Source organism: Sphingomonas sp. S2-65, from assembly GCF_021513175.1.
Taxonomy (GTDB): domain Bacteria; phylum Pseudomonadota; class Alphaproteobacteria; order Sphingomonadales; family Sphingomonadaceae; genus Sphingomonas.
Genome location: NZ_CP090953.1, coordinates 2451789 through 2476635, shown reverse-complemented (window position 1 = coordinate 2476635; position 24847 = coordinate 2451789). Strand labels below are relative to the sequence as shown.

30 protein-coding genes are annotated in these 24847 nt (G+C 66.4%); 11 read left to right on the top strand and 19 right to left on the bottom strand.

The annotated features are described in order from the left end of the window. Nucleotides 1-14 precede the first annotated feature (14 nt). Genes LZ586_RS11630 through LZ586_RS11620 form a run of 3 tightly spaced genes read right to left on the bottom strand, consistent with a single transcriptional unit; the run spans nt 15 to nt 1698 of the window. Nucleotides 15-638: a M48 family metallopeptidase gene (locus tag LZ586_RS11630; RefSeq protein ID WP_235079790.1), complete on the bottom strand. Its 624-nt coding sequence runs from the start codon at nt 636-638 to the stop codon at nt 15-17. A 41-nt stretch (nt 639-679) separates the two neighbouring features. Further along, entirely contained in the window at nt 680-1114 is a 435-nt protein-coding gene (locus LZ586_RS11625; protein WP_413777283.1) for a YcgN family cysteine cluster protein, read from the bottom strand. Beyond that, nucleotides 1111-1698, bottom strand: coding sequence for an SCO family protein (locus LZ586_RS11620; RefSeq protein ID WP_235076460.1), 588 nt, complete (start codon nt 1696-1698; stop codon nt 1111-1113). Before LZ586_RS11620 ends, LZ586_RS11625 begins: the two co-directional genes overlap by 4 nt. 72 nt (nt 1699-1770) lie before the next feature. Here LZ586_RS11620 and LZ586_RS11615 point away from each other — a divergent pair, with 72 nt between their 5' ends. After that, entirely contained in the window at nt 1771-2376 is a 606-nt protein-coding gene (locus LZ586_RS11615) for an ankyrin repeat domain-containing protein (RefSeq protein ID WP_235076459.1), read from the top strand. Between the two features lie 199 nt (nt 2377-2575). On the opposite strand, the gene LZ586_RS11610 is transcribed toward LZ586_RS11615, so the two are convergent. From LZ586_RS11610 to LZ586_RS11560, 11 genes are all read right to left on the bottom strand, one after another. Continuing rightward, nucleotides 2576-3022, bottom strand: coding sequence for an MmcB family DNA repair protein (locus LZ586_RS11610; RefSeq protein WP_235076458.1), 447 nt, complete (start codon nt 3020-3022; stop codon nt 2576-2578). 104 nt (nt 3023-3126) lie between these two features. Next, nucleotides 3127-3777, bottom strand: a complete 651-nt coding sequence (locus LZ586_RS11605) for a cell wall hydrolase (RefSeq protein WP_235076457.1) — start codon at nt 3775-3777, stop codon at nt 3127-3129. Between the two features lie 153 nt (nt 3778-3930). Beyond that, nucleotides 3931-4269 carry a DUF1491 family protein gene (locus LZ586_RS11600; RefSeq protein ID WP_235076456.1) on the bottom strand — a complete coding sequence of 113 codons (339 nt, stop codon included), beginning with the start codon at nt 4267-4269 and terminating at the stop codon, nt 3931-3933. Further along, nucleotides 4269-4739, bottom strand: coding sequence for a PaaI family thioesterase (locus tag LZ586_RS11595; RefSeq protein ID WP_235079788.1), 471 nt, complete (start codon nt 4737-4739; stop codon nt 4269-4271). Before LZ586_RS11595 ends, LZ586_RS11600 begins: the two co-directional genes overlap by 1 nt. Continuing rightward, on the bottom strand, nt 4726-5193 hold the full coding sequence (gene ptsN / locus LZ586_RS11590; RefSeq protein WP_235076455.1) for a PTS IIA-like nitrogen regulatory protein PtsN: 468 nt from the start codon (nt 5191-5193) through the stop codon (nt 4726-4728). The genes LZ586_RS11595 and ptsN overlap by 14 nt, the downstream gene beginning before the upstream one ends. Nucleotides 5194-5231: 38 nt before the next feature. Continuing rightward, nucleotides 5232-5816 carry a ribosome hibernation-promoting factor, HPF/YfiA family gene (gene hpf / locus LZ586_RS11585; protein WP_235076454.1) on the bottom strand — a complete coding sequence of 195 codons (585 nt, stop codon included), beginning with the start codon at nt 5814-5816 and terminating at the stop codon, nt 5232-5234. A 52-nt stretch (nt 5817-5868) separates the two neighbouring features. Beyond that, nucleotides 5869-6558, bottom strand: coding sequence for a DNA polymerase III subunit epsilon (dnaQ, locus tag LZ586_RS11580; protein ID WP_235076453.1), 690 nt, complete (start codon nt 6556-6558; stop codon nt 5869-5871). Between the two features lie 6 nt (nt 6559-6564). Then, nucleotides 6565-7158 (bottom strand): dephospho-CoA kinase, encoded by a 594-nt coding sequence (gene coaE, locus LZ586_RS11575; RefSeq protein ID WP_235076452.1) that lies wholly within the window; start codon nt 7156-7158, stop codon nt 6565-6567. Continuing rightward, nucleotides 7155-7964, bottom strand: coding sequence for a shikimate dehydrogenase (aroE, locus tag LZ586_RS11570; protein ID WP_235076451.1), 810 nt, complete (start codon nt 7962-7964; stop codon nt 7155-7157). Before aroE ends, coaE begins: the two co-directional genes overlap by 4 nt. Further along, nucleotides 7961-8560, bottom strand: coding sequence for a Maf family protein (locus LZ586_RS11565; protein ID WP_235076450.1), 600 nt, complete (start codon nt 8558-8560; stop codon nt 7961-7963). The genes aroE and LZ586_RS11565 overlap by 4 nt, the downstream gene beginning before the upstream one ends. After that, nucleotides 8557-9378, bottom strand: coding sequence for a pyruvate, water dikinase regulatory protein (locus LZ586_RS11560; RefSeq protein WP_235076449.1), 822 nt, complete (start codon nt 9376-9378; stop codon nt 8557-8559). Before LZ586_RS11560 ends, LZ586_RS11565 begins: the two co-directional genes overlap by 4 nt. Nucleotides 9379-9759: 381 nt before the next feature. Between LZ586_RS11560 and hemE the strand changes: the two genes are divergently transcribed. The 4 genes from hemE (at nt 9760) to LZ586_RS11540 (ending at nt 13723) form a co-directional block, all read left to right on the top strand. After that, the gene (gene hemE / locus LZ586_RS11555; protein WP_235076448.1) at nt 9760-10797 is read left to right on the top strand and encodes a uroporphyrinogen decarboxylase; all 1038 of its coding nucleotides are present in this window, start codon (nt 9760-9762) and stop codon (nt 10795-10797) included. Next, complete coding sequence (locus LZ586_RS11550) at nt 10794-11246, top strand: CopD family protein (RefSeq protein WP_235076447.1); 453 nt, start codon at nt 10794-10796, stop codon at nt 11244-11246. Before hemE ends, LZ586_RS11550 begins: the two co-directional genes overlap by 4 nt. Nucleotides 11247-11435: 189 nt before the next feature. Then, nucleotides 11436-12692 (top strand): transcription termination factor Rho, encoded by a 1257-nt coding sequence (gene rho / locus LZ586_RS11545; protein WP_235076446.1) that lies wholly within the window; start codon nt 11436-11438, stop codon nt 12690-12692. Nucleotides 12693-12991: 299 nt separating this feature from the next. After that, a complete protein-coding gene (locus tag LZ586_RS11540; protein ID WP_235076445.1) occupies nt 12992-13723 on the top strand; it encodes a YjbE family putative metal transport protein in 732 nt (243 codons plus the stop codon). Between the two features lie 57 nt (nt 13724-13780). On the opposite strand, the gene LZ586_RS11535 is transcribed toward LZ586_RS11540, so the two are convergent. Continuing rightward, nucleotides 13781-14476, bottom strand: coding sequence for a dienelactone hydrolase family protein (locus LZ586_RS11535; RefSeq protein WP_235076444.1), 696 nt, complete (start codon nt 14474-14476; stop codon nt 13781-13783). After that, nucleotides 14473-14952, bottom strand: a complete 480-nt coding sequence (locus LZ586_RS11530) for a methylated-DNA--[protein]-cysteine S-methyltransferase (RefSeq protein WP_235079787.1) — start codon at nt 14950-14952, stop codon at nt 14473-14475. Before LZ586_RS11530 ends, LZ586_RS11535 begins: the two co-directional genes overlap by 4 nt. A gap of 54 nt (nt 14953-15006) precedes the next feature. Between LZ586_RS11530 and LZ586_RS11525 the strand changes: the two genes are divergently transcribed. From LZ586_RS11525 to LZ586_RS11500, 6 genes are read left to right on the top strand one after another with little or no spacing between them, the layout of a single operon-like run. Further along, nucleotides 15007-15237 carry a DUF6489 family protein gene (locus LZ586_RS11525; RefSeq protein WP_235076443.1) on the top strand — a complete coding sequence of 77 codons (231 nt, stop codon included), beginning with the start codon at nt 15007-15009 and terminating at the stop codon, nt 15235-15237. Then, nucleotides 15237-16526: a tRNA uridine-5-carboxymethylaminomethyl(34) synthesis GTPase MnmE gene (mnmE, locus tag LZ586_RS11520; RefSeq protein WP_235076442.1), complete on the top strand. Its 1290-nt coding sequence runs from the start codon at nt 15237-15239 to the stop codon at nt 16524-16526. Before LZ586_RS11525 ends, mnmE begins: the two co-directional genes overlap by 1 nt. Before the next feature lie 57 nt (nt 16527-16583). After that, nucleotides 16584-18419 carry a tRNA uridine-5-carboxymethylaminomethyl(34) synthesis enzyme MnmG gene (gene mnmG, locus LZ586_RS11515; RefSeq protein ID WP_235076441.1) on the top strand — a complete coding sequence of 612 codons (1836 nt, stop codon included), beginning with the start codon at nt 16584-16586 and terminating at the stop codon, nt 18417-18419. Next, nucleotides 18416-19036 carry a 16S rRNA (guanine(527)-N(7))-methyltransferase RsmG gene (gene rsmG / locus LZ586_RS11510; protein ID WP_235076440.1) on the top strand — a complete coding sequence of 207 codons (621 nt, stop codon included), beginning with the start codon at nt 18416-18418 and terminating at the stop codon, nt 19034-19036. The genes mnmG and rsmG overlap by 4 nt, the downstream gene beginning before the upstream one ends. Next, nucleotides 19033-19815: a ParA family protein gene (locus LZ586_RS11505; protein WP_235076439.1), complete on the top strand. Its 783-nt coding sequence runs from the start codon at nt 19033-19035 to the stop codon at nt 19813-19815. The genes rsmG and LZ586_RS11505 overlap by 4 nt, the downstream gene beginning before the upstream one ends. After that, the gene (locus LZ586_RS11500; protein WP_235076438.1) at nt 19812-20720 is read left to right on the top strand and encodes a ParB/RepB/Spo0J family partition protein; all 909 of its coding nucleotides are present in this window, start codon (nt 19812-19814) and stop codon (nt 20718-20720) included. Before LZ586_RS11505 ends, LZ586_RS11500 begins: the two co-directional genes overlap by 4 nt. Nucleotides 20721-20733: 13 nt before the next feature. Here LZ586_RS11500 and holA read toward each other — a convergent pair whose 3' ends face one another. The 3 genes from holA to leuS are packed head-to-tail and all read right to left on the bottom strand — an operon-like array spanning nt 20734 to nt 24847. Then, nucleotides 20734-21756: a DNA polymerase III subunit delta gene (gene holA / locus LZ586_RS11495; RefSeq protein ID WP_235076437.1), complete on the bottom strand. Its 1023-nt coding sequence runs from the start codon at nt 21754-21756 to the stop codon at nt 20734-20736. Next, nucleotides 21753-22250: an LPS assembly lipoprotein LptE gene (gene lptE / locus LZ586_RS11490; protein WP_235076436.1), complete on the bottom strand. Its 498-nt coding sequence runs from the start codon at nt 22248-22250 to the stop codon at nt 21753-21755. The genes holA and lptE overlap by 4 nt, the downstream gene beginning before the upstream one ends. Beyond that, a complete protein-coding gene (gene leuS, locus LZ586_RS11485; protein WP_235076435.1) occupies nt 22247-24847 on the bottom strand; it encodes a leucine--tRNA ligase in 2601 nt (866 codons plus the stop codon). The genes lptE and leuS overlap by 4 nt, the downstream gene beginning before the upstream one ends.

Sequence of the window (24847 nt, the reverse complement as noted above, 5' to 3'; positions counted from 1 at the left end):
GTGGAGGCAGCGGGTCAGCGCCCTACCCAGTGGAGACCAACGCCGTGGCGGCGGAGCCATAAGCGCGCCGCGTCGGGATCGCCTTCATATAGTTCGGAAACAAGGCGGTGGAACGCCGGTCCGTGGTTCATGTGGATGCGGTGGGCGACTTCGTGCGCCACGGTGTGGCGGCGAACCTCCGGCGGCGCCAGGATCAGCCGCCAGCTATAGCGGATCGACCCGGACGACGCACAACTGCCCCAGCGTCCCTTGGCGTCCCCGACCGCGACGCTGCTCACCGCGACATTGGCGCGGGCGGCATATTCCGCGGTTTCCTCGCTGAGCACCGCCAAAGCCCGCGCACGCAACCAGCGTTCGACCCGGCCGGACAGGTTCTCGATCGGCCCTCCACAAAGCAGCCGCGCACCGTCGAGCCGAGGCGTTCGGGGGTGGCCAGGCGCCCAGACGATTTCCAGCTCCGCACCGGCGAACGGGATGCGCGCGCCGGGCACGAACGGCATGCCCTGCGGCAATTTGGCTTGCTGCGCGTCGATCCAGGCGCGCTGCTGCTCGGCCCAGGCCAATGCCTTTTGAAGCGAGGCCCGGCGGGGCAATGTAAGGCGCACGCGGCCATCGCGCGGGTCGACCGCCAGCCGCATCACCTTTGCACGAGGATTGCGAACAACCTCGATCGCATCGCTCAAAGCGTGCGGTCCACCAGATGGTGCTCGAAGTCGCCGGCATCGTCTTCGGAAATGGTCCAGCCGCGGGTGGATTCGCCGGCGGTGTGCACCGCCTCGCGGTCACCGCAGACCAGGTAATGCCAGCCGGGCAGCTGCTCGCCGGCCGCGCGGAGGCGGTATGCGCAGGTGGAGGGCAGCCATTCGATCCCGGCGACATTGGTGGTCGTCAGGCGCACGCACTCGCTGACATAAGCGTGGCGGTGCTTATAGTCGCTGCACATGCCCATGCGGCGGTCGAGCAGCCGGCAGGCGACGTTGGTCGTCAGCAGCTCGCCGGTTTCCTCGTCCTCCAGCTTGTGCACGCAGCATTTGCCGCAGCCGTCGCACAGCGCTTCCCACTGCGCGCGGTCGAGCTTCGCCAGCGGCACGTCTTCCCAGAACCGTCCACTCACCGGACCCAGTGCCTCACTTCTTGCGCGATCGCCGCGCCGTCTTTCTCGAGCGGCAGCGATGCCAGGGGTTCCCCGTTCGGACCCATTAGATAGGCAAGCGCGAGGTGATCCACCATATAGCCGCCGCCCGGAGCCGGGGGCTGCTTCTTGTAATAGACCGCATAGCTTTTCGCGACGGCGGCGATCTGTTCGGGCTTTCCGGTCAGGCCCACCGTGCGCGGATAGAAGTTCGCGACGAACTGCTTCACCGCCGCGGGCGTATCGCGTTCGGGATCGACGCTGATGAAGATCGGCACGACCTTTTGCGAAACGCGCGGCGCTTCCTTGTCGAGGATACGCATCGCCTGGGCGATCTTCTGCATGTCGGTCGGGCAGACATCGGGGCAATAGGTGTAGCCGAAATAGACGATCCGGTAGCGCCCGGTGAAATCGGTATCGCGCACCGTGCGGCCATTCTGATCGATCAGCGCGAATGGTCCGCCGATACGCGCCCCTGCAAGCGGCGGCTGTTCGGGCGTTCCGCCACCGCAGCCGGCGAGCGGCGCGAGGCAGAGAAGGGCGAGCGGGATCAGCGACCTGGTCATGGTACAGCGAGCCATGATCTGTTAGGCACCAGCTTGCAAGAACAGGGTCCATGCAAAGGGTTGTTCCGCCTCATGAAGTTTCGTGCTTTCCGCCTCGCGGCCTTTACCGCGCTCGTGCTCGCCGCGGCCCCTGCGGCAGCCCAGCAAATGTCCGACAGCCACGAATTTCTCGAGGCGGTGCGCAAGGCCGACGGCACCAAGGTGAACCAGTATCTGAGCAACACCTCGCTGCGGCTGATCAACACCAAGGACCGTGGCACGGGCGAAGGCGCGATCCACATCATCGCCAAGCGGCGAGACCAATTGTACCTGCGCGTCGTGCTGCAACAGGACGATGTGAACAAGAACCTGCAGGATCGCGACGGCAACACCGCGCTGCTGATCGCCGCCGATCAGGGCTGGAGCGAGGGTGTGGCGATCCTGCTGAAGTACGGCGCCAATGTGAACACGCCGAACAATGCCGGGCAAACCCCGCTGATCCGCGCGGTGCTGTCGCATCAGGAAGAGGTCGTACGGCAGTTGGTCAAGGCCAATGCCGATCCGGACCGTGCCGACTATCAGACCGGGATGAGCGCGCGGGACTATGCCAAGCGCGAGTCGCGCTATCCGACAATCGCCAAGCTGATCGCCGATGCGCCCAAGGCCGGTGCCGGCGGCGCCGCGGGACCCAAGCTTTAAAGGGCTGACTGCCGTTTCCCTCTGGCATTTCGTCACCCCGGCCTTGAGCCGGGGTCCCGCTGCCTTGCCCCGCAGAAGAAGAAGCGGGATCCCGGCTCAAGGCCGGGATGACAGGGGGGTGAAACGGCGTCCCGCCTCGCAACGACATAGCAACCGGCCTCGGCCTTTGCCGGGGAGCACGTGTTGCTATCGCCGGGGCTCAGGAGATCTGCTCGGCATCCGGATCGAGCATGTGGATGACCCGGCGCGCGGCGCGGCGTGCGAACGCCAGGGTACACTTGCTCCGCGTCGCGGTTGCCAGCGGCACCGTCGCGGCCTCGCGCAGCACCGCGGCGTCGTAGCGGTCGGCGACGAGCAGGCCGGCACGGTCCGGCAGGAACGCCTCTCCCTCAAACGGCCGCAGGTCGAACCCTTCCGGGACCGCCCAGAAAAAGCGGTCGCAATGCGCGAGATAGTCGGTCCATTTGGCGTCGCCGAGGAGATCGCTGCGCGACACCTTGATCTCGACGATGACGAGGTTGCCGCGCGCGTCGATCGCCATCAGGTCGGCACGCCGGCCACCATCGAGCGGCACTTCGGCGATGGCGACGCAATCATGGCGCAACAGCATGCGCGTGACGCCGCGCACCACATCGGCGGCGACCATCGGTGCCGCATCTGCCAGAACGGAAACAGCCGGGGACGAACCTGCGCTCATCCCCGGCTGTTAGAACATTTCACGAACGGACGAAACCCCGTTCGGCGCTGATCTCAGCGATAGAAGATGTGATTGCCGATCGAGGCGACGCGCGGACGCGACCAGCTCGCCTTGGAATAGCGGGCGTGGAAGTAGAGCGCCTCATCGGCCGGACCGTCCCACAGATTTTTCTGCGCCACCTGAGCCACGGCAAGCGCCTGGCGCCACTGGGCATTGGAGGGCGGAGTCGGCACCTTGCCGCCGCGAATGAACGAGAACTGGCCACGCTGAGTCAGCACCGAGCAGACCGACTTGGGAAAGCGGCCCGACTGCGTGCGATTGATCAGCACCTGGGCGACGGCGAGCTGGCCGGCGAGGGGCTCACCCTTGGATTCGTAATAGATGCCGACCGCGAGGCATTCGAGCTCATCATTAGGGTCAAGCTGCGCGTCCTGCGCGGCGACCGCTGCCGAGAGCGATGCAAAATCCTCGTCTTCCTGAACAGCATCCTGCGGGATCGGCTGAACGATCTCACCGCTTTGCTGAAGCACCAGCGCCGTTGCGGGCTCGGGTGTGGGAACCGTCTGGGGTTCCGGAGTGTTTTGTTGATACTGAACCGGCACGGCCTGCGCGGCGGTGGTCAGATCAAGCGTGGCGGCGTTTGTAATTGCGCCAGCACATAAAGTCACAGCCGCGATCATCGCGGCCAGTGGCGTAAACTTCATTCGTCATCTGCATTATGCGGTTGGCGCGCGGCCTGGCCCCCCAAAACGGGCCGCCGGACAATCCCCCCGACTGCGTAACCGATCGATCTCTGACATCGGGCGGCACAACGCTATGGAACGTGGAAACTTCCTTTCCCGTTTGTTGCTGGGGAGTCAATCAAGCCCCAACGTTTCAGCGGCGAACCGTTCGGCCCCTGCGATATCCAGTTCCACGACCCATAAATCGGGGTCGCGCGCGCGGCGGCGCTGCCAATATTCGAGCACCGCAAGCGGATCGGCGAGCTCGGCCGGGCCGGAACGCACCAGCGCCGGCGTACCGCTCGGACCGATTCCCCGTTCGAAAAAACACGGATTTCCGCCTTTTTCGAGCGTGAGAATCAGGATGCCGCCCGCCGTAGCGTCGCCGCGCGCCAGCTGCATCGCCGAGCCACCGGCATCGTGGACGCGCCGCACCAGCGCGCTCACCAGGGTGGCGCTGGTGAGCCGCGCCATTACTCGGCCCGATAGCCGGGAAGCGAGGCGAGCGGGATGCGCGAGCGCATGAAGGTGCCGGTGCCACGCGCCGCTTCCTCGCCCTGGGCGTCGATCAGGCGTGCTTCGGCGACGAACACCCTGCGCTGACCGCTCACCCAGCGCCCCTCCGCGACGACCGGCCCGTCGGACAAGGGCTTGGTGAGCAGCAGGTTGAACTGCGTCGTCAGCAGGAAACGGTCGGTGATCAGGCTGTTCGCCGCATAGAAAGCGGCATCGTCGAGCATCTTGAAATAGCTCGTGCCATGGGCTGCGCCGGCTGCGTGAAAGAAGCGCGAATCGATCTGGAACCGGATCCGCGCGAGACCGGGCTCGGGGATTTCCAGCACCGACTCGAACAGCTGGTTGATCGGCGCGGCGGCGTAGAGTGCTTCAAGCGCGCGGAAATGCGCGTCGGCACCCGTCGGCGTGGCCGGCTCAGGCAGCGTCACGCGCTTCAACGCCGGTGAGCAGCGCGTAGAGCGCGTCGGGCGAGCCCGCGCCGCGCAGCTTGGCGGCGAACGTGCGGTCGCGCAGCCTGCGCGACACGGACGCCAGCGCCTTGAGATGCTCGGCCCCGGCCCCGGCCGGCGACAGCAGCATGAACACCAGGTCGACCGGAAGCTCGTCGACGGCTCCGAAATCCACCGGCTGCTGGAGGCGGGCGAAGATCCCGGAAACGCGCGGCAGGCCCGCGAGGCGGGCGTGCGGAATGGCGATCCCGCCGCCAAACCCGGTCGAGCCGAGCTTTTCGCGGTCGAGCAGCCGCTCGGTCACGTCGCGCGGATCCAGCCCATAAGCGCGCGCCGCAGCCGAGCCCAGGTGCTGGAACAGCGTCTTCTTGTTCGCGGTGCCGACGCCGGCGAGCACAGCCTCCGGCGTCAGCAGATCGCTGAGTTCAGTCATCGGTCTTCCAGTCAGACCCCCCGGCCTGGGGGCGACTGTTAGGCCTGTGTGCGGTTCGGCTCAACCCAGCCGATCGTCCCGTCACCGCGGCGATAGACCATGTTGTGGATCCCCGTGGCGGTGTTGCGGAAGAGAAGCGCATTGGTGTGCCGCAGATCGAGCATCATCACTGCGTCCGACACGGTCGATTCGGGCACGTCGACTCGCGTTTCGGCGATGATCAGCGGCGCATCGGCAACCTCTTCCTCCTCGGCATGCTCCTGGAACAGCGTATAGCCGGCATTGTCATAGGCGTTTTCCTCGGCGATCGCGTTCGCCTCGCCCGCATGCCGGTCCTTCAGCCGGCGCGTATAGCGGCGCAGCTGCTTGTCGATCCGGCTGGCCGCACCGTCGAACGCGCCATTCGCTTCCTGGCCGCTATTGGTCGCCTTCAGCACCAGGCCCTGCATCACGTGCATGACGATGTCGCAGGTGAAGCTGTCGTGTGGACCCTTGCCGAAGGTGACCTGGGACGAGATCGCGCGCGAGAAATACTTGTCGGCGACGCCCTGAAGCCGATCGGTGACCAGCGTCTGCAGTGCGTCGCCCGTGTCGACCTGATGCCCAGAAACCCGGATTTCCATTGATAACCTCCGCTTACTTCAAAACGGGGAGCCTAAACCCGGGCAGGGCGGTTCAGTGCGCTACCTGGGTCCAGAGCGGCTCCTCCAGACTCTGAACAAAGGCTGCGTGGCGTTCAAGTTCCGCCACCGGTACCGCGAAATGCCGCGCCGGCCGCACATGCACCCGCGTCGGCGCCTCCGCCGGGGTCTCGCGCATGACCGGCGTATCGACCGCAAGGCCCAAGGTAATCTGCCGCCCGCCGGTCAGTTCGACATAGACCTGGGCGAGCAGCTGCGCGTCGAGCAACGCGCCGTGCAGCTGGCGCGCGCTCAGGTCGATGCCATAGCGCGAGCATAATGCGTCCAGGGTGTGCTTGGCGCCCGGATGGCGGATGCGGGCGATCCCGAGCGTGTCGACCATCCGCGTGGTGCACAGCAGCGGGCGGCCGCACCGGTCCAGCTCGCCGTTGAGGAAGCCGAAGTCGAAGGTGGCATTGTGCGCGACAAGCGGGCAATCGCCGAGAAAGTCGACCAGCTCCTCGACCACGTCGCCGAACAGCGGCTTGTCCGACAGAAAGCGCGCGCTCAGGCCATGGACCCGCTCGGCCTCGGCCGGCATGTCGCGCTCGGGATTGATGTAGCGGTGGAAATGATTGCCCGTCGGCACTCGGTTCACCAGCTCGACGCAGCCGATCTCGACCAGCCGGTCGCCGCTGGGGAAACTCAGGCCAGTGGTTTCTGTGTCGAACACGATCTCACGCATGCCGCTTTATCCTCCCGCGGGATCGTAGAGGCAAGCGATCAGCGCGCGCACCGCGGCGCGGGTCTCCTCCAGCGTGCCGCCGGTGGGCAGGACGAAATCGGCGCGCGCACGCTTCTCCGCGTCGGGCAATTGGCGCGCGAGGATCGCCTCGAACCGGCCGGGCGTCATGCCAGGACGCGCGAGCACGCGGCTGCGCTGTACGTCGGGCGGGGCGGAGACGACGGCGATCTTGTCGACATCGCGCCAGCCGCCAGCCTCGAACAGCAACGGCACGTCCAGGACGACGAGCGGCGCGTCGTAATGGGTGGCCAGGAAGCTTTCGCGTTCGTCGGCCACTGCGGGGTGGACGATCGCCTCGAGCCGGGCGAGCGCGTCCGGGTCGCCGAGCACGGCTTCCCCCAGCGCCGTGCGGTTCACACCTTGCGCACCGGTCGTATCGGGGAAAGCCGTCTCGATCGCCGCGACCAGCGCGCCGCCGGCACCTTGCAGCTGGTGCACGGCAGCGTCGGCGTCGAACACCGGCACGCCCTCCTCGACGAACATGGCGGCGACGGTCGACTTGCCCATGCCGATCGATCCGGTGAGGCCGAGGACGATCATGCCGTCAGCAATGCCCGCAGCTCCTCATCGCGGTCGCGCGGCGGCTCGGCACCGAAGAACATTTCGAAGGCGAGCGCAGCCTGGCCGACCAGCATCTCCAACCCGTCGACAATGTCGAGGTCGCGTTCACGCGCCTGGGCGAGCAGTTCGGTTTCCAGCGGAGCGTACACCGCGTCATACACCACCGCATCCTCGGGCAGCGGCGACAAGTCGATCGAGAGCGGCGGCTGTCCCACCATGCCGAGCGCGCTGGCGTTGACCAGCAAGTCGACCGGGGGCAGCGGACTTCCCACCGGCACCGCGTCGCCCTTGATCCCGAAGCGCGACAGCAGCGCCGCGGCCTTGAGCACATTGCGGTTGAGGATCGTCACGCGGCCTACGCCGACCCGCGAAAGGGCGAACAGGATCGCCCGCGCGGCGCCACCGGCGCCGATCACCGCCACATGCGCGCCGTCGAGCTCCAGTCCGGCGATGGGGGCATAAAAGCCGCCGGCATCGGTGTTGGTGCCGATCAGCACGCCGTCCTCGGCACGGATCACGGTGTTGATCGCGCCGATCGACTCGCGCACGCCGCCGCGGTCCTCGACATGGTCGAGCGCGTCGATCTTGTGGGGCAGGGTGATGTTGCAGCCGCGCCAGGCGGGGTCGGCGCTCCGCTCGGCAAAATAGGCGGCAAGCCCATCCGACGCGACGTGTGTCGCACGGTATTCGCCGTCGATACCCAATGCCTTCAGCCAGAAGCCGTGGATCAGCGGCGACTTGGACTGGACGATCGGATCGCCGATCACTTCGGCAAAGGGCGTCATGACGTCAGCACTCCGCGGGTACGCAGATAGTCGAGGAGCGGCAGCATCGGCATACCGAGGATAGTGAAGTGGCTACCCTCCACGCGCGCGACCAATTGCACGCCTGGTCCTTCCATGCGGTAGCAGCCGACACAGCCGGCGATCGCCGGCCATTCGGCGTCGAGATAGCGCTGGATGAAGGCCTCGCTGAGGGTGCGGACGTGCATCCGCGCGCGATCGACGTGCCGCCACACCGCCCGGATGTCCTCGGCGATCACCGCCGCGCTGTACAGATCATGATGCCGGCCGGACATGCGACGGAGATGCTCGGCGGCATCCTCGCGGCTCACCGGCTTGTCGAGCAGGGTACCGTCGTCCAACGCGACGACCGAGTCGCCGCCAAGCACCAGCGCCTGCGGCACCAGCCGCGACACCTTGAGCGCCTTCAGTTCGGCGAGCGCATCGGCCAGGTCGCGCGGACTGGTGCCCGCGGCGACCAGCGACTCCTTCGCGGTGGCCTCGTCCACCTGCGCAGCGACTGCCTCGTGCGGCACCCCGGCGGCGTCGAGCATCGCCCGGCGCGACGCGCTTTGCGAGGCGAGCACCAACGTCGTCATGCCTCACGCTCCTGGAGCGCGCGCTGGTTGCATAGCTGGATGATCGCCGCCGCGGTCTCCTCGATCGAACGCCGAGTGACGTCGATCACCGGCCAGCCATTGTCGGCGAACATCCGCCGGGCAAAGGCGATCTCGCGCTGCACCGAATCCTGATCGACATAGTCGGTCTCCGGGCTCTGGTTGAGCGACAGCAACCGGTTGCGGCGGATCTGCACCAGCCGATCGGCGCTGGTGGTGAGCCCGACGACGAGCGGATGCTTGAGGCCGAACAGCTCGCGCGGAGGCGGCGATTCCACCACGATCGGGATGTTTGCGGTCTTGTACCCGCGATTGGCCAGGTAGATCGAGGTCGGCGTCTTGGACGAGCGCGACACCCCGGCGAGGACGATGTCGCATTCCTCCCAATCCTCTGCGCCGATGCCGTCATCATGCGCCATGGTGAACTGGATCGCATCGACGCGCGCGAAATAGGCGGCGTCCAGGCTGTGCTGGCGGCCCGGCCGCGCCTTCGCTTCCTGGCCGAGCAGGCTCGACAGCGCATGGCTGACCGGATCGAGCGGGGCGATCGCCGGCAGACCCAATGCGCGGCAGCGGGTTTCGAGCGTGCGGCGTACGCCGCTGTTCACCAAGGTGAAGATCACCAGCCCGGGGTTCTGCGCGATCTCCTGGAGGATGCGCTCGAGATGCGCTTCGGAGCGCACCATCGGCCAGAAATGCCGCAGCGTCTCGACATCGTCGAACTGGGCGAGCGCCGCCTTCGCGATGTTTTCCAGCGTCTCGCCGGTGGAATCCGACAGCAAATGGAGGTGCAGCCGCATCTAGGTGGATCGATCTGTGGATAACATGGCGGACAAACGCTAGCGCAACCTCAGGCAGCGGCCAAGCACGCGGATCCGAGGACTCGGCAGGTGATTCTTCCACAACCGCGTCCCCAGCCCACCGTTCCCGTCCACAGCCTGTGGAAAGCGGGGAGCGTTGCACCGAATCCCGCCGGAATCGCACTCCGGCGAGAGTCAAACTGTGGGAAAGCCATGGGCGGAATCGCAATCACCGGCATCCACGCGCCTACTAACTCCAACAACCCTAGATTCTCTTCTTTATAGATATTGGTTCTTCGCCCGGAGCCTCACGCCAGGTAGCGGAATCGCGCCGGCAGATTGCCCTTTGACGCACCGGCCGGACGGTGCAGAGGGGATCGCATGTACGCTTCTCCCAAGCCGCTTCTCGCCACCCTCTACGGCCAGCGCCAATCGGTCCCGCCGATCTGGCTGATGCGCCAGGCGGGGCGCTACCTTCCCGAATATCGCGCGCTCAGGGCGGAAAAAGGCGGATTTCTGGCACTCGCCATGGACAGCGATGCCGCGGCGGAGATCACGTTGCAGCCGATCCGCCGCTTCGGCATGGATGGGGCGATCCTGTTCTCCGACATCCTGATCGTGCCGATGGCGCTGGGCCAGGATCTGTGGTTCGAAACCGGCGAGGGCCCACGGCTGGCACCCAAGGTGCAGGCGCGCGACGTGCTCGACGGGCTAACAGCCCGGCCGGAGGCACTGGAGCCGGTCTACGGCACCGTTCGGCGCGTGGCGGCACTCCTGCCACCCGAGACGGCGTTTCTGGGCTTTGCGGGCAGTCCCTGGACGGTCGCGACCTACATGATCAACGGGCAGGGTAGCCGCGAACAGGCCGAGGCACGCCGGCTGGCTTATGGCGATCCGGGGCTGATGCAGGCGCTGGTCGACCGCATCGCCGATTGCACGATCGAGTATCTGCTCGGCCAGATCGACGCGGGCGTCGAGGCCGTGCAGCTGTTCGACAGCTGGTCGGGCAGCCTGAGCCCCGCGCAGTTCGAACGCTGGGTGATCGCCCCGACCGCGCGGATCATCACTGCGCTCCACGAACGCGCGCCCGGCGTGCCGGTGATCGGCTTTCCGAAGGGCGCAGGCGGCAAGCTGCCGGCTTATGCCCGCGAAGTCGGTGCGGATGCGATCGGCGTAGACGAGACCGTGGACCCGGTCTGGGCCGATGCCGCGCTGCCCGAAGGGCTGCCGGTGCAAGGTAATCTCGATCCGTTGGCGCTGATTGCCGGCGGCGCGACGCTGGATGCGGCGGTCGATCGCATTCTCGCCGCGTTCGCGAACCGGCCGCACATCTTCAATCTGGGTCACGGCATCCTGCCGGACACGCCGATCGCCCATGTCGAACGGTTATTGGCGCGGGTACGGGGGACAGTGGCATGACCGGGTTCCTGGGCAACGCCTATCTGTGGGTGAAGGCGTTCCACATCATCTTCGTGATCTTCTGGATGGCCGGGCTGTTCCTGCTGCCGCGCTATCTGGTGCACCACCAGGAGGCGCTGGGCACGCCCCAGGCGGCCGACTGGGTGAAGCGGGAGGCGATGCTGCGGCGGATGATCCTCACGCCCTCCATGATCATCGTCTGGCTTCTCGGGCTGACGCTTGCCGCCAATGTCGGGCTGTTCGACGGCCAGCCGGGGATCGGCTGGCTGCATGCCAAGCTGCTCCTCGTCGTGCTGCTCAGCGGCTATCATGGCTGGGCGGTCGGCTATGCGAAGAAGCTGGCGGCAGGGCAGGGGACGCTTCCCACCCGCCGGTTGCGGCTGCTCAACGAAGTGCCGGCGCTTGCCGCGGTGCTGATCGTCGTGCTCGCGGTGGTGAAGCCGTTCTAACGAAGTTGCGTGGGGCGGGGGTCGAAAGCTGCTTTTCTTGCCGTGATCGCGGTTGACTTGGAGGAGGGCGCCACCTAATTCGGCGGAGTGTCCCGGTGTTCCGCCGGACATCCTTCCTCCAAGCATCGATACTCGCGCGCATCTCGCCGAACGACGCTCTCCCCAAGCTTCCCAGCACCCGGACTCCGCATGCACCTCAAGGACCTCAAGAAAACTCCCCCCGCCGAACTGGTCAGCATGGCCGAGGAACTCGGCGTCGAGAGCGCGTCCACGCTGCGCAAGCAGGACCTGCTCTTCGCCATCCTCAAGGCCCAGGCCGAAAATGGCGAGCAGATCATGGGCGAGGGCACGATCGAAGTGCTGCCCGACGGCTTCGGCTTCCTGCGCAGCCCGCAGGCGAATTACCTTGCCGGGCCTGACGATATCTATGTCAGCCCCAACCAGGTTCGTAAGTTCGGCCTGCGCACCGGCGACACGGTGGAAGGCGAAATCCGCGGGCCCAAGGACGGCGAACGCTACTTCGCATTGGTCCGGCTCGTGTCGGTCAATTTCGACGATCCCGACGCAGTCCGCCACCGCGTCAATTTCGACAATCTGACTCCGCTGTACCCCGAGCAGAAGCTGACGCTCGACTTGCTCGACCCGACGATCAAGGACAAGTCGGCGCGGGTGATCGACATCGTCGCGCCGCAGGGCAAGGGCCAGCGCGCGCTGATCGTCGCGCCGCCGCGCGTCGGTAAGACGGTTCTGCTCCAGAACATCGCCAAGGCGATCACCGACAACCATCCCGAAGTGTTCCTGATCGTGCTGCTGATCGACGAGCGCCCGGAAGAAGTCACCGACATGCAGCGCAGCGTGAAGGGTGAGGTCATTTCCTCGACCTTTGACGAGCCCGCGCAGCGTCACGTGCAAGTGTCTGAAATGGTGATCGAAAAGGCCAAGCGCCTGGTCGAGCACAAGAAGGACGTGGTGATCCTGCTCGACTCGATCACGCGTCTAGGTCGGGCCTACAACACCGTCGTCCCGAGCTCGGGCAAGGTGCTGACCGGCGGTGTCGACGCCAACGCCCTGCAGCGCCCGAAGCGCTTCTTCGGCGCCGCGCGCAACATCGAGGAAGGCGGTTCGCTCTCGATCATCGCCACCGCGCTGATCGACACCGGCAGCCGCATGGACGAAGTCATCTTCGAAGAGTTCAAGGGCACCGGTAACTCCGAAATCGTCCTCGACCGCAAGGTGGCGGACAAGCGCATCTTCCCGGCGCTCGACGTCGGCAAGTCGGGCACCCGCAAGGAAGAGCTGCTGGTCGACAAGGCCAAGCTCACCAAGATGTGGGTGCTGCGCCGCATCCTCATGCAGATGGGCACCATCGACGCGATGGAATTCCTGCTCGACAAGATGAAGGATTCGAAGACCAACGAGGACTTCTTCGACAGCATGAACCAGTAAGGAGAGGCCGGGCATCCCCGGCCTTTTTCTTTGCGGTGCGGGCGAAGACCGGGCAGCCGAGAATATAAACAAGCCGCCAAATAACCGTCATCCCGGCCTTGAGCCGGGATCCCGCTTCTTCTGGTGGCTGCAGGCAGCGGGACCCCGGCTCAAGGCCGGGGTGACGAAGTACATTGAGGGTTCCCGTGCTGGTTCCGCGCGTTTCCAAGCGCAGCGTGTGTTCCGACTTGGCTTCGGAACCCCAACGCCGCTCCCTGCGTACCCCTTGCCTGCGCTGTCACGCACGCTAGGGCTATAGCATGATCGATCTCATCCTCTCCGCCGCCGCGTCCGCCGCAGGCGGCATCGGGTCTCCCCTGGAGATCTGGCACCATATCGTCGCCGACTTCTCGAACATCGGCGAGCCGGCGGCATTGGCCGCCTTCGGCTCGGTGCTGATGATCGACCTGGTGCTCGCCGGCGACAATGCGATCGTCGTCGGGGCGCTGGCGGCCGGGCTTCCCGCGGCCGAGCGCAAGAAGGTCATCCTGATCGGCATCGGCGCCGCACTGGTGCTGCGCATCGCCTTTGCCCTGGTCGTCAGCTGGCTGATGGGGATCGTCGGTCTCATCTTCGCCGGCGGCCTGTTGCTGCTCTGGGTCAGCTGGAAATTCTGGCGCGAAATCCGCCACACCGGCGAGAGCCATGGCTCCGAGGAGATCGCGGGTGACGAGCGCTCGGGCGTCCGGTCGGCGCGCAGCTTCGCCGGTGCGGCGTGGGCGGTTGCTGTCGCCGACGTGTCGATGAGCCTGGACAACGTCCTCGCCGTGGCCGGCGCCGCGCGCGAGCACCCGGGCATTCTGGTCGTCGGCCTGTTGCTGTCGGTGGCGCTGATGGGCCTGGCCGCCAACTTCATCGCCAAGCTGATCGACCGCCATCGCTGGATCGCCTATATCGGCCTTGCAGTGATCGTGCTGGTCGCGGGCAAGATGATCTACGAAGGGTGGGTGGGCACGCCCGAGACCGTCGGGATCACCAGCTTCTTCAGCTGATCCGAACCCAGGTAAAGGAAGGGGCGGGGCTCATCGAGCCGCCGCCCCTTTTTCGTGTCAGCCCAGATGCTCGGCGAAGAAGTCGGCGGTGCGCGTGTCTGCCAGTTCCGCCGCGGCTTCCGAACGGCGCTTGCCCATCTCTGCGGCAAAGCCATGATCCTCGCCGGGATAGTCGAAGATCGTCACCTTGGGATGGTCGTCGAGCCCTTCGTGCATCTTCGCCTGGATGTCCGGAGTGACGAAATGGTCCGCGCCCGCGACGTGGAGCAGCACCGGCTTGGCGATGGCGTGCTTCTCACCCAGCAGGTTGTCGATGCCGACGGCGTAATAGCCGACGCTTGCATCGCTGTCGGTACGCGTCGCCGCCATGAAGGCCAGACGGCCCCCAAGGCAAAAGCCAACCACGCCGACCTTGCCGCCGCCGAGCTGCGCCCGCGCAGCCTTGATCGTCGCTTCGATGTCTTCGATGCCCTTGCCCTGGTCGAACTGCCCCATCAGCTGGAGCGCCTGCTGAAACTCGGGTTCGACATCGGGATCGAGCACTACGCCAGGCTGAACCCGCCAGAACAGATCGGGCGCGATCGCCAGATAGCCCTGCGCCGCCCAATCGTCGCACTTCTGGCGAATGCCCGGGTTCACGCCGAAGATCTCCTGAATGACGACGATCGCGGCGCGCGGCGTGCCCTCGGGTTCGGCGACATAGGCCTGGAAGCTGCCGCTTCCGTCGGACGCCTGGATGCTGGTCTCGCTCATAATAGGGTCTTTCTCGCTATGCGCCGCTCATGCTCGAGCAGCCAGGATTTGGTCGCCGGGCCATCGCCGGCCGAATAGGCGCCAAGCACGCCGCCGCTTCCCAGTACGCGGTGACACGGCACGAACAGGGGGAGCGGATTGCGCGCGCACAGCTGGCCGATCGCGCGGGCGCTCGATCCCAGCCGCTGCGCCAGCGCGCCATAGCTCAGCGTCTCGCCATAGCCGATGGCGATCAACCCGTCGCGCAGCGTCTGTCCTCGGGATGTGGCGGCGGGCGCGAGCGGGACTGCCAAGTCCTGCCGCTCGCCGGCGAACCATGCGCCGATCTGCTCGGCGGCGGTCCGCACGGCATCAGCGCGACCCGGCGCGGGTGCGCCCTCGGCGCCGATGTGCAGCGCGGTCACGACCGCATCGTCCCCCTCGATGCGGACCAGGCCGATGGGCGTTGCGATCAGGGCGTGGTCGCGCGCATACATGGCCATGACCTAGCAGCCGCCATCGGGCGTGCTCAAGCGGAGAGACGAAAGCCCATGAAGATCCATGTCGAGGTAGATTGCACCCCCGAGGAGGCGCGGCGCGCAATGGGCCTGCCCGATCTCACGCCGGTGCACGACCGCTATGTCCAACTGATGGTGCAGGCGATCGAGACCCAGGGCACGCCCGAGGCATTCGAGACGCTGGTACGCAGCTGGACGCCGATGGGCGAAGCGGGGATGAACTTCTGGCGGACGATGTTCGAAGGCGGAAACAAGGCCGGCTGATGGACACGATCTTCGCGCTGTCCAGCGGCGCACCGCCCGCCGGGATCGCCGTCGTTCGCGTGAGCGGGGAGGGTGCCTTCGCTGCGGTGCAACGCCTGGCAGGGACCCTGCCGCCGGCGCGCCGCGCAAGCGTGAGGGCGTTGCGCAATCCCGCCGACGGAGGCTTGCTGGATCGCGCACTGGTGCTCTGTTTCCCCGGCCCGGCGAGTGCCACCGGCGAGGATCTCGCGGAACTGCATCTCCATGGCGGACGCGCAGTAGTCCGCGCAATTGAAGCCGCACTCGGCGGCATGCCGGGGTTGCGCATGGCGGAGGCTGGCGAATTCACCCGCCGCGCATTGCACAATGGCCGGCTCGACTTGAGCGAGGCCGAAGGACTGGGCGACTTGCTGGCCGCCGAGACCGAGACCCAGCGCCGCGTCGCGCTGCGTTCCGCCGAGGGTGCGGTACGGAGCGAAGTCGATGGCTGGACGGACCGGCTTCTGCGGATCGCTGCCCAAGTGGAAGCGATGCTCGATCATGTCGATGAAGACGATGTGGCGGCAGAGGCGGAGTCGCTGGCCTCGCTCCAGGCACTTGCGGGAGCTTTGGGCGGCGATGTCGGCATGGTTGCCACACGACCTCCGGTTGAGCGTCTTCGCGACGGGTTACGCGTCGTTCTTGCGGGGCCACCCAATGCCGGCAAGTCGACGCTGCTGAACGCACTCGTTGGGCGCGAGGCTGCCATCACTTCGTCGATCGCCGGGACGACGCGCGACCGTGTTGAAGCACCGGTAACGCGCAACGGCCTCGCTTATGTGCTGACCGACACCGCAGGGCTTAATCAGACTCCGGGAGATGCGATCGAGCAGATCGGGATCGCGCGCGCCGAGGAGGCCATCCGTTCCGCCGACATCCTGCTGTGGTTGGGGGACGACGCGCCTCCCGAACATCCTGCCCGGCTGTGGCTTCATCCCCGCGCCGACCAAGCGGAGCGCGGCGACCCGGGAGGGAAGGACCTAGCGTTGTCGGCCGTGACAGGCGAGGGTATGTCGGTTCTTTGGGACCGCATCGAGGCGCTCGCGGCGAGCTTGGTCCCGGCACCCGACATGGTCGCCCTGAATCGTCGTCAGCGCGACCTGTGCATTGATGCGGCAGCGGCGCTAACTCGTGCTGCCGTGCAACATGATCCTTTGCTGTTCGCGGAGGAAGTACGGGCAGCCCAGCGGGCATTCGACGCAGTCACTGGCCGTGCCGGTGTGGAAGCGATGCTGGATGCGTTGTTCTCTCGCTTTTGCATCGGAAAGTAGGTCTGTTCCACGTGGAACGGTTTTGACGATTCCCGCCGATTGGCGTAGTGGGCACCAATGCAATTCGACGTGATCGTGATCGGCGGGGGCCATGCCGGCACCGAGGCCGCTGCCGCGTCTGCGCGACGCGGCGCGCACACGGCGTTGCTCAGCTTCGATCTTACCAAGGTCGGCGCGATGTCGTGCAACCCGGCAATTGGTGGGCTCGGCAAGGGGCATCTGGTGCGCGAAGTCGATGCGCTGGACGGGCTGATTGCCCGCGCTGCCGATGCGGCGGGAATCCACTATCGCATGCTGAACCGGAGCAAGGGCACCGCCGTCCAGGGTCCGCGGGTGCAGGCCGATCGGACCCGTTATGCCGCCGCCATCCAGGGCATGCTCGCCCGTCAGCCTGGCGTGAAGTTGATACAAGGCGAGGCTTCGGCCTTGCACTTCGACGGTGAGCGCCTCGCCGGCGTGGTGCTGGCGGACGGGAGCATCCTGGCCGCACCCGCGGTGGTATTGGCAACGGGCACATTTCTTGGCGGCCGGATCTTCCGCGGAGAAGAGCGGCTGGCCGGCGGGCGCATCGACGAAGCGGCTGCCACTCGGCTCGCGGAACAGCTACGCGCGCTCGACCTCCCGATGGGAAGGCTGAAGACCGGCACCCCACCGCGCCTAGACGGTCGGACGATCGACTGGGCTCGCACCGCTACCCAGCCGTCCGAGCGGGAAGGGTGGACCATGTCGCCATTGGGCCGGCGCGTGTTGCCTCAGCTGCATTGCGGCGTCACCCGCACGAACGCCGAGACCCACGCGGTCATCCGCGGCGGCCTCGACCGGTCGCCGCTGTTCAGCGGTGCGATCGATGGGCAGGGGCCGCGTTATTGTCCCTCGATCGAAGACAAGATCCACCGCTTCGGCGACAGGGATGGCCACCAGATTTTCCTGGAGCCGGAGGGGCTGGATACCTCGCTCATTTACCCCAACGGGATGTCGACATCCTTGCCGGTCGACGTGCAAGTCGCGATGGTGCGTTCGATTGCGGGCCTCGAGCGCGCGACCATCGTCACGCCCGGCTACGCTGTCGAATATGATTATATCGACCCTCGCGCCCTTGGCGCCGGGCTTGGGCTGTCTGCGATCCCCGGATTGTTCTTTGCCGGTCAGATCAATGGAACCACCGGCTATGAAGAAGCAGCGGGACAGGGGCTTGTCGCTGGCAGCAACGCCGCCGCCCATGCGTGCAGTGAAGCCCCGCTGTTGCTGGATCGCGCTACCAGCTATCTCGGCGTGATGATCGACGACCTGGTGTTGCAAGGTGTCACGGAACCCTATCGGATGCTCACCGCCCGCGCCGAGTTCCGACTGCGGCTTCGTACGGACAATGCCGAGACCCGGCTGAACCCTGTCGGAGCCACGTTGGGGTTGCTGGGTGCCGAACGCCGCCGACGGTATGATCATCGTACTCTCCAGCGCACTGCGCTAGAGGATCAGTTTGCGGAAACGCTCAGCGCCACACAGCTGCGCTTGCGTGGCGCCGACGTGTCGCAGGACGGCGTTAAGCGCTCGGCAAAGGAGTGGCTGCGTTTCCCCACGGTGATGTTGAACCACGTCGCGTCGGAGCTGGGCAGTTCCGCCGATCGCGATCTGCTCGATGAGTTCGTGGAAGACGCTCGCTATGCTCCTTATCTCGAACGCCAGGAAGCAGAGGTGGCGCATGTACGTTCGAACGACGCGATACGCCTCCCGAGCTCTTTGGCTTACGCGGGTATACCGGGCCTCTCCAACGAGATGATCGAACGCCTCAGTGCGGCCAGACCTGAGACGCTCGGCGCTGCCGCTCGCATTCGCGGCGTCACACCCGCCGCATTGTCCGCCATCCTCCTGTACAGCCGGAAGCACGCGGCATGACCGAGGAAGAAGCTCGAGCCTGGATCTCGGATACGTTTGGCGTTCCACGTGGAACGATTGTCTCTCGTTACGCTGAAATCCTTCGCCGCGAGTCGTCCAAGCAGAACCTGATATCCGCGTCGACCATTCCCGAAATTTGGACGCGGCACCTGCTGGACTCCGCGCAGTTGATCCCATTGACTGAAGATGCCCCCCCGGGAGTGTGGCTCGACGTCGGCAGCGGCGCCGGGCTTCCGGGTATTGTCGCTGCGGCTTTGCTCGATCGTCCGGTAGTGCTCGTCGAACCTCGCGCCAAGCGCGTCGAATTCCTGCGTGACACTGCTGCCGAGTTGGAGTTGCGCAATGTGGTCGTAGTGCAGGGCAAGGTTGAAAGTTACCACGCCTCCGACCCCGTGGCGGTCGTCTCCGCGCGTGCGGTTGCAGAACTCTCCTCCCTCCTCGGCGCTGCCTACCATTGTGCGAACTCGTCGACGATCTGGGTACTACCCAAGGGGCGCAACGCGCAATCAGAGGTGGCAGCAGCCCGCCGAACATGGCAAGGTTCGTTCCACGTGGAACCGAGCATGACCCAGCCGGAGTCCGGCATCGTGGTTGCCAATGGGGTACGCCCGAAATGATCTGCATCGCAATCGCCAATCAAAAAGGTGGCGTCGGCAAGACGACTACCGCGATCAACGTGGGGACGGCGCTCGCGGCGACGGGCCAGCGCGTCCTGCTCATCGATCTGGATCCGCAGGGTAACGCGTCGACGGGACTTGGCATCGGTCGCAATGAGCGCGAGCATTCGACCTACGACTTGCTTCTGACCGAGACGAACCTGGAAGACGTCGCGATGCCCACCAAGGTTCCTCGTCTCGATATCGTGCCGGCGACTCAGGACCTCTCGGGGGCCGAGATCGAACTGATCGAATTCGACGCCCGCACGCATCGCCTGGATGCCGCCATCAGCCGGCATGTGGCTGGCCGATGGGACGTGGTGCTGATCGACTGCCCCCCTTCACTCGGCCTGCTCACGATCAACGCCATGGTCGCGGCGCATGCCTTGCTCGTGCCGCTGCAATGCGAGTTTTTCGCGCTGGAAGGGCTTAGCCAACTGCTCACCACCGTCGAGCGCATCCGCAGCCGGTTCAACCCTGGCTTGTCCATTCTCGGCGTCGCACTGACGATGTACGACCGGCGCAACCGCCTCACTGATCAGGTCTCCGACGATGTCCGCGCGGTGCTCGGCCGCGTGGTGTTCGACACCGTGATCCCGCGCAACGTCCGGCTTTCCGAAGCGCCGAGCCACGGCGTGCCCGCGCTGATCTACGATTATCGCTGCGCTGGTTCCGAAGCCTATATCGCGCTTGCCCGCGAAGTGATCGACCGCCTGCCCAAGCTCAAGAAAGCTGCATGACCGATACCAGCCCCGCCGCCCGCAAGGCTCGCCCCGGCCTCGGCCGTGGACTGAGCGCCCTTCTCGGTGACAGCCTTCCCGAAGCGCCGGTCAGCGCAGATGGGGAGGCCGTCACTCCCAGCGGCGTACGCCAGCTGCCGGTCAGCGCGATGGCGCCGCACCCGGGCCAGCCGCGCCGTTATTTCGACGAGGATGCGCTCGATGATCTCGCCCAGTCGATCAAGGCGCGCGGGCTGATCCAGCCGATTGTCGTCCGGCCGCATGGCCATAGCTACCAGATCGTTGCGGGGGAGCGCCGCTGGCGCGCGGCGCAGCGTGCGCGGCTGCACGAAGTTCCGGTCATCGTGCGCGAGCTCAGCGACGCCGACACGATGGAAATCGCGCTTGTCGAGAATATCCAGCGTCAGGACCTCAACGCGATCGAAGAAGCCGAGGCCTATGCGCGGCTGATCCGCGAATTCGGCCACACGCAGGAGGCTCTCGCCAAGCTCGTCCACAAGTCGCGCAGCCACATCTCCAACCTCATGCGCCTGCTCGACCTGCCCGACTCGGTCCGGCAGATGGTGCTGGTGGGGACGATCGAAATGGGCCATGCGCGCGCGCTGATCGGCGCGCCGGACCCCGCGAAGCTCGCCCGCCAGGTCGCCGACAAGAACCTTTCGGTCCGCGATACCGAGAAGCTGGCGCGTGAGGCCAAACCCGCCGCCGCCCGCCGCAAGGGGGCCGCGGGGCAGGGGGGCAATCGTGACGCCGATCTCGCAGCGCTGGAGGGCCAGCTGGGGGATGTTCTTGGGCTGAAGGTCCAGATCGCGCACGGCGAGAAGGGCGGCACGCTTACGGTCAGCTACGGGACGCTCGACCAGCTCGACATGGTCTGCCAGCGGCTGAGCGGCGAGAAGATCTAAGGCGGGGGCGGGCTCAGCCCCGCGCGCGCGCCGCCTGGCGTGCAATCGCAGTGCACTCGGCCTCGGCCAGCACATCGCCGGCGCTGCCGCTGTGCATCACACCGCGCTCGGCCGCCCGAACGCGTTCGATCGCCCGGACCAGCTGCGGCGCACTCCATCGGCGCAGGGCACGCGCCGTCGAAGCCTTTTCCTTGAAGAATACCCTATACTTCTCAAGCACTTCGTCGACGGCCAGACCGCGATCCATGTCGGCGCGCAATTCGGCCAACGCCATCAGTCGACGCGCCAGCTGACGCAGCAGCGGGATCATCGATCCGCCGCCCTGCACCAGCCGGCCGATCTCGCCGCCCAGTTCGGCGACGCGCCCGTCCAGCACGGCGTCGATCGCGTGGAACATCTCGACCTCACCCAAATCGGCGCCGATCGCGTCCAGTGCCTCGCCGCCAGCTTCGCGCGGGTGCTCGGGCTCGGCGTCGAGATACAGCGCCAGCTTTTCGATCTCCCGGGCCAGTATCGCGCGGTCGCCGCCGCTCGCCGCCGCCAGCCGTTGCGGCACATCGCCCGTCAGCCGCAATCCGTGGGTCCTTGCCAGCTCGGCCGCAATCCGCGCCGCATCCATGCCCTCGGGCACATAGCAGGCATGCGCCAGGGCGTTCTGGGCCGCGACCACCAGCTTCACGAGCTTGCCGCTGGCCTTGAGCCCCGGGCCGATCGCCACCACCGGATTGCCGGCCTGTTCGGCCTTGAGCAGCAAGGTGACGGCCTCCGCGCCGGCCTCTTCCAACCCCGACACCCGCACATAGCGCGCGCCGCCGAACAGCGACAGCGACGCGGCCTCGTCGGCCAGCCGCCCGGGCTGTTCGCGCAGCGCCTTCATGTCCAGGTCGAACCGCTCGGCCTCGGGCCCCAGAGCCTTGCCGACGCGTCCGGCAAGCTCCGCCGCGCCCGCTTCATCGGGACCGTGGAACAGATACAGGCGCGTTTCGGGCTTTAGCTTGTCGACCGCGGCGCGGATCTGCGCCGCATTGGCCTTCATTGCGCTGCGGGAGCGGCGTGCGCGTAGCGGGCGACGCGGGCGACGATCTGGTCGGCGACGATCCCCGACAGCCGCTCCAGCGCAGTCCGCTCGGCGGCGATTGTGGCATATTCCGAACCGACCACGTCGATGCCGGCGTCCGAACCCGCAGTCGCGTCGAGCACCACCGTCCCGTTGCTGAGATCCACCAGCTGGTAGCGTGCGCGCAGCGTCAGCCGCTCACGCGCGACGCTGTCGTCGCTGCGCACGCCCAATCCGGCGATCTGATCGTCCAGGCGGACTTCCAGCCGATAGCGCGCGGTACCTTCCTGGCCGACGTTCAGCCGGTCGCGCAGCGCGTTGCTCACCAGCCAGCCCGACTGGCCCTCGATCGGCGCGACCTGCACCGATGCGAGCACCGTCTGCACCGGCCCCGAAGCGCCGCCGCCATATAGCGGCCGCAGCCCGCAGCCACTGAGCGCAAGCGCGGCGCCGAGAAGCAGCAAGCCCCTCATGCGACGATGTTCACCAGACGGTCGGGCACGACGATCACCTTTCTTGGAGGCTTGCCTTCCAACGCGCGGACGATCTTTTCGGCTGCCAAAGCCGCGGCTTCGACCTGGTCCTTGGGCGCGCCCTTGGCCATCACCAGCGTGTCGCGCAGCTTGCCGTTGACCTGCACCGCGATCGTCACCTCATCGTCCACCAGCAGGGCAGGGTCGACCTCGGGCCAGGGCGCGTCGGCGATCAGCCCGTCGCCGCCCATCTCCGCCCAGGCCTGCTCGGCCAGATGCGGCGCCATCGGTGCCACCACGCGCGCCAGCGTGCGGATCGCCGTGTTCCGCGACGCGGAGGGCTGCGCCTTCTCGATGGCGTTGGTGAGCTCGTAGAGCTTCGCCACCGCCTTGTTGAAGGTCAGCGCGTCGATGTCCTCGGCGACGCCGGCAATCGTGCGGTGGAGCCTGCGATCGAGGTCCTTGTCGGCGCCTTCAGCCTCTTCCAACCCGTCGAACAGCCGCCACAGCCGCTGGACGAAGCGCCACGCGCCTTCGATGCCGTTCTCGCTCCATTCCAGGTCGCGCTCGGGCGGCGAGTCCGACAGCATGAACCAGCGTACCGCGTCGGCGCCATATTGGTCGACGATCGGTTCGGGATCGACCGTGTTCTTCTTGGACTTGGACATCTTCTCGATGCGGCCAAGCGTCACGACGTCACCGCTGGCGATCTCGACCGCGCCGGCGCTGTCCTTGCGGATCTCCTCGGGCGACAGCCAGCGCCCATCCAGCGACTTGTAGGTCTCGTGCGTCACCATGCCCTGGGTGAACAGTCCGGCGAACGGCTCCGCCACGCCGATCTTGCCGATATGCTGGAGCGCGCGGGTGAAGAAGCGCGCGTAGAGCAGGTGCAGGATCGCATGTTCGACGCCGCCGATATACTGTCCGACCGGCAGCCACTGCTCGGCCACTGCCTTGTCGAACGGCTTGTCCGATGGCTGGCTGGCGAAGCGGATGAAATACCAGGACGAATCGACGAACGTGTCGAGCGTATCGGTCTCGCGCCGCGCCGCGCTGCCGCACTTGGGGCAATCGACCTGCTTCCAGGTCGGATGCCGGTCGAGCGGATTGCTGGGAACGTCGAAGCTGACATCTTCGGGCAGCACCACCGGCAATTGCTCGCGCGGCACGCCTACCGGGCCGCAGCCATCGCAATGGATGATCGGGATCGGCGTGCCCCAGTAACGCTGACGCGAAACCCCCCAGTCGCGCAGGCGCCAGACGGTGGTGCCGGTGCCCCAGCCGCCTTCCTCGGCGCGGCGGATGACCGCGCGCTTGGCATCGGCGATGTCGAGCCCGTCGAGAAAGTGCGAATTCACGATCGTACCGGGGCCCGTATAAGCCTCGGTCCCGTGGAAGTCGGGCGCGGTCTGGTCGCCTTCGGAGACCACCCGCCGGATCGGCAGGGCATATTTGGTGGCGAATTCGAAATCGCGCTGGTCGTGCGCGGGCACGCCGAACACCGCACCGGTGCCGTAATCCATCAGCACGAAATTGGCGATGTAGACCGGCAGTTCCCAGCTGGGATCAAGCGGATGCCGGGCACGCAGCCCGGTGTCCCAACCCAATTTCTCCTGCGTCTCTAGTTCGGCCGCGGTGGTGCCGCCCTGCTTGCACCGCTCGATGAACGCCTGCACCTCGGGATCGTTCGCGGCCAGCGCCTGCGCGATGGGATGATCGGCGGCGACCGCGACGAAGCTCGACCCGAACATCGTGTCGGGCCGGGTGGTGAAGACTTCGACCTCTTCGATTCCCCTTCCGCTTGCGGGAGGGGCCAGGGGAGGGGAGGCTCCTTCATCGTCCTTCGCTTCAGGCCCTCCGGCCCCTCCCGCAAGCGGAAGGGGAGAAGAAAGCGCGAACCGGAACTGCAGCCCCTCGGACTTGCCGATCCAGTTCTCCTGCATCAGCTTGACCTTGTCCGGCCAATGCTCGAGCCCGCGCACGCCCTCGAGCAATTCGTCGGCGAACTGGGTGATCTTGAGGAACCATTGGCTGAGCTTCTTGCGCTCCACCAACGCGCCCGAGCGCCAGCCGCGCCCGTCAATCACCTGCTCGTTGGCCAGCACGGTCATGTCGACCGGGTCCCAATTGACGGCGCTTTCCTTGCGATAGACCAGGCCGGCGTCGAGCAGATCGAGGAACAGCGCCTGCTCGTGCCCGTAATAATCGGGCTCGCAGGTGGCGATCTCGCGCGTCCAGTCCAGCGCGAAGCCCAGCCGCTTCAACTGCGCCCGCATCGTCGCGATGTTCGCGCGCGTCCAGCTGCCGGGATGGACCTTGCGCTCCATCGCGGCATTTTCGGCCGGCATGCCGAACGCGTCCCACCCCATCGGGTGAAGCACTTCATGCCCGGTCATCCGGCGATAGCGCGCCAGCACGTCGCCCATCGTGTAGTTGCGGACATGGCCCATATGGATGCGTCCCGACGGATACGGGAACATCTCGAGCACGAAGCTCTTGGGCTTGGGCGAATCGTCGCGCGCGGCGAAGGTGCGGCGGTCGTCCCACGCCTTCTGCCACGCCGCGTCCGCCTTGAGCGGGTTGAAGCGTGACGCCAT

Coding starts and splice junctions, on each gene's coding strand:
- leuS (WP_235076435.1), bottom strand. CDS start 24,847: ATGGCGTCACGCTTCAACCCGCTCAAGGCGGACGCGGCGTGGCAGAAG.
- rsmG (WP_235076440.1), top strand. CDS start 18,416: ATGACCGAGGAAGAAGCTCGAGCCTGGATCTCGGATACGTTTGGCGTT.
- LZ586_RS11605 (WP_235076457.1), bottom strand. CDS start 3,777: ATGAAGTTTACGCCACTGGCCGCGATGATCGCGGCTGTGACTTTATGT.
- LZ586_RS11525 (WP_235076443.1), top strand. CDS start 15,007: ATGAAGATCCATGTCGAGGTAGATTGCACCCCCGAGGAGGCGCGGCGC.
- dnaQ (WP_235076453.1), bottom strand. CDS start 6,558: ATGCGTGAGATCGTGTTCGACACAGAAACCACTGGCCTGAGTTTCCCC.
- LZ586_RS11610 (WP_235076458.1), bottom strand. CDS start 3,022: ATGGTCGCCGCCGATGTGGTGCGCGGCGTCACGCGCATGCTGTTGCGC.
- LZ586_RS11535 (WP_235076444.1), bottom strand. CDS start 14,476: ATGAGCGAGACCAGCATCCAGGCGTCCGACGGAAGCGGCAGCTTCCAG.
- LZ586_RS11560 (WP_235076449.1), bottom strand. CDS start 9,378: ATGCGGCTGCACCTCCATTTGCTGTCGGATTCCACCGGCGAGACGCTG.
- rho (WP_235076446.1), top strand. CDS start 11,436: ATGCACCTCAAGGACCTCAAGAAAACTCCCCCCGCCGAACTGGTCAGC.
- mnmE (WP_235076442.1), top strand. CDS start 15,237: ATGGACACGATCTTCGCGCTGTCCAGCGGCGCACCGCCCGCCGGGATC.
- hemE (WP_235076448.1), top strand. CDS start 9,760: ATGTACGCTTCTCCCAAGCCGCTTCTCGCCACCCTCTACGGCCAGCGC.
- holA (WP_235076437.1), bottom strand. CDS start 21,756: ATGAAGGCCAATGCGGCGCAGATCCGCGCCGCGGTCGACAAGCTAAAG.
- ptsN (WP_235076455.1), bottom strand. CDS start 5,193: ATGACTGAACTCAGCGATCTGCTGACGCCGGAGGCTGTGCTCGCCGGC.
- mnmG (WP_235076441.1), top strand. CDS start 16,584: ATGCAATTCGACGTGATCGTGATCGGCGGGGGCCATGCCGGCACCGAG.
- LZ586_RS11500 (WP_235076438.1), top strand. CDS start 19,812: ATGACCGATACCAGCCCCGCCGCCCGCAAGGCTCGCCCCGGCCTCGGC.
- hpf (WP_235076454.1), bottom strand. CDS start 5,816: ATGGAAATCCGGGTTTCTGGGCATCAGGTCGACACGGGCGACGCACTG.
- LZ586_RS11565 (WP_235076450.1), bottom strand. CDS start 8,560: ATGACGACGTTGGTGCTCGCCTCGCAAAGCGCGTCGCGCCGGGCGATG.
- coaE (WP_235076452.1), bottom strand. CDS start 7,158: ATGATCGTCCTCGGCCTCACCGGATCGATCGGCATGGGCAAGTCGACC.
- LZ586_RS11530 (WP_235079787.1), bottom strand. CDS start 14,952: ATGTATGCGCGCGACCACGCCCTGATCGCAACGCCCATCGGCCTGGTC.
- aroE (WP_235076451.1), bottom strand. CDS start 7,964: ATGACGCCCTTTGCCGAAGTGATCGGCGATCCGATCGTCCAGTCCAAG.
- LZ586_RS11620 (WP_235076460.1), bottom strand. CDS start 1,698: ATGACCAGGTCGCTGATCCCGCTCGCCCTTCTCTGCCTCGCGCCGCTC.
- LZ586_RS11550 (WP_235076447.1), top strand. CDS start 10,794: ATGACCGGGTTCCTGGGCAACGCCTATCTGTGGGTGAAGGCGTTCCAC.
- LZ586_RS11630 (WP_235079790.1), bottom strand. CDS start 638: ATGCGGCTGGCGGTCGACCCGCGCGATGGCCGCGTGCGCCTTACATTG.
- LZ586_RS11615 (WP_235076459.1), top strand. CDS start 1,771: ATGAAGTTTCGTGCTTTCCGCCTCGCGGCCTTTACCGCGCTCGTGCTC.
- LZ586_RS11540 (WP_235076445.1), top strand. CDS start 12,992: ATGATCGATCTCATCCTCTCCGCCGCCGCGTCCGCCGCAGGCGGCATC.
- LZ586_RS11505 (WP_235076439.1), top strand. CDS start 19,033: ATGATCTGCATCGCAATCGCCAATCAAAAAGGTGGCGTCGGCAAGACG.
- lptE (WP_235076436.1), bottom strand. CDS start 22,250: ATGAGGGGCTTGCTGCTTCTCGGCGCCGCGCTTGCGCTCAGTGGCTGC.
- LZ586_RS11600 (WP_235076456.1), bottom strand. CDS start 4,269: ATGGCGCGGCTCACCAGCGCCACCCTGGTGAGCGCGCTGGTGCGGCGC.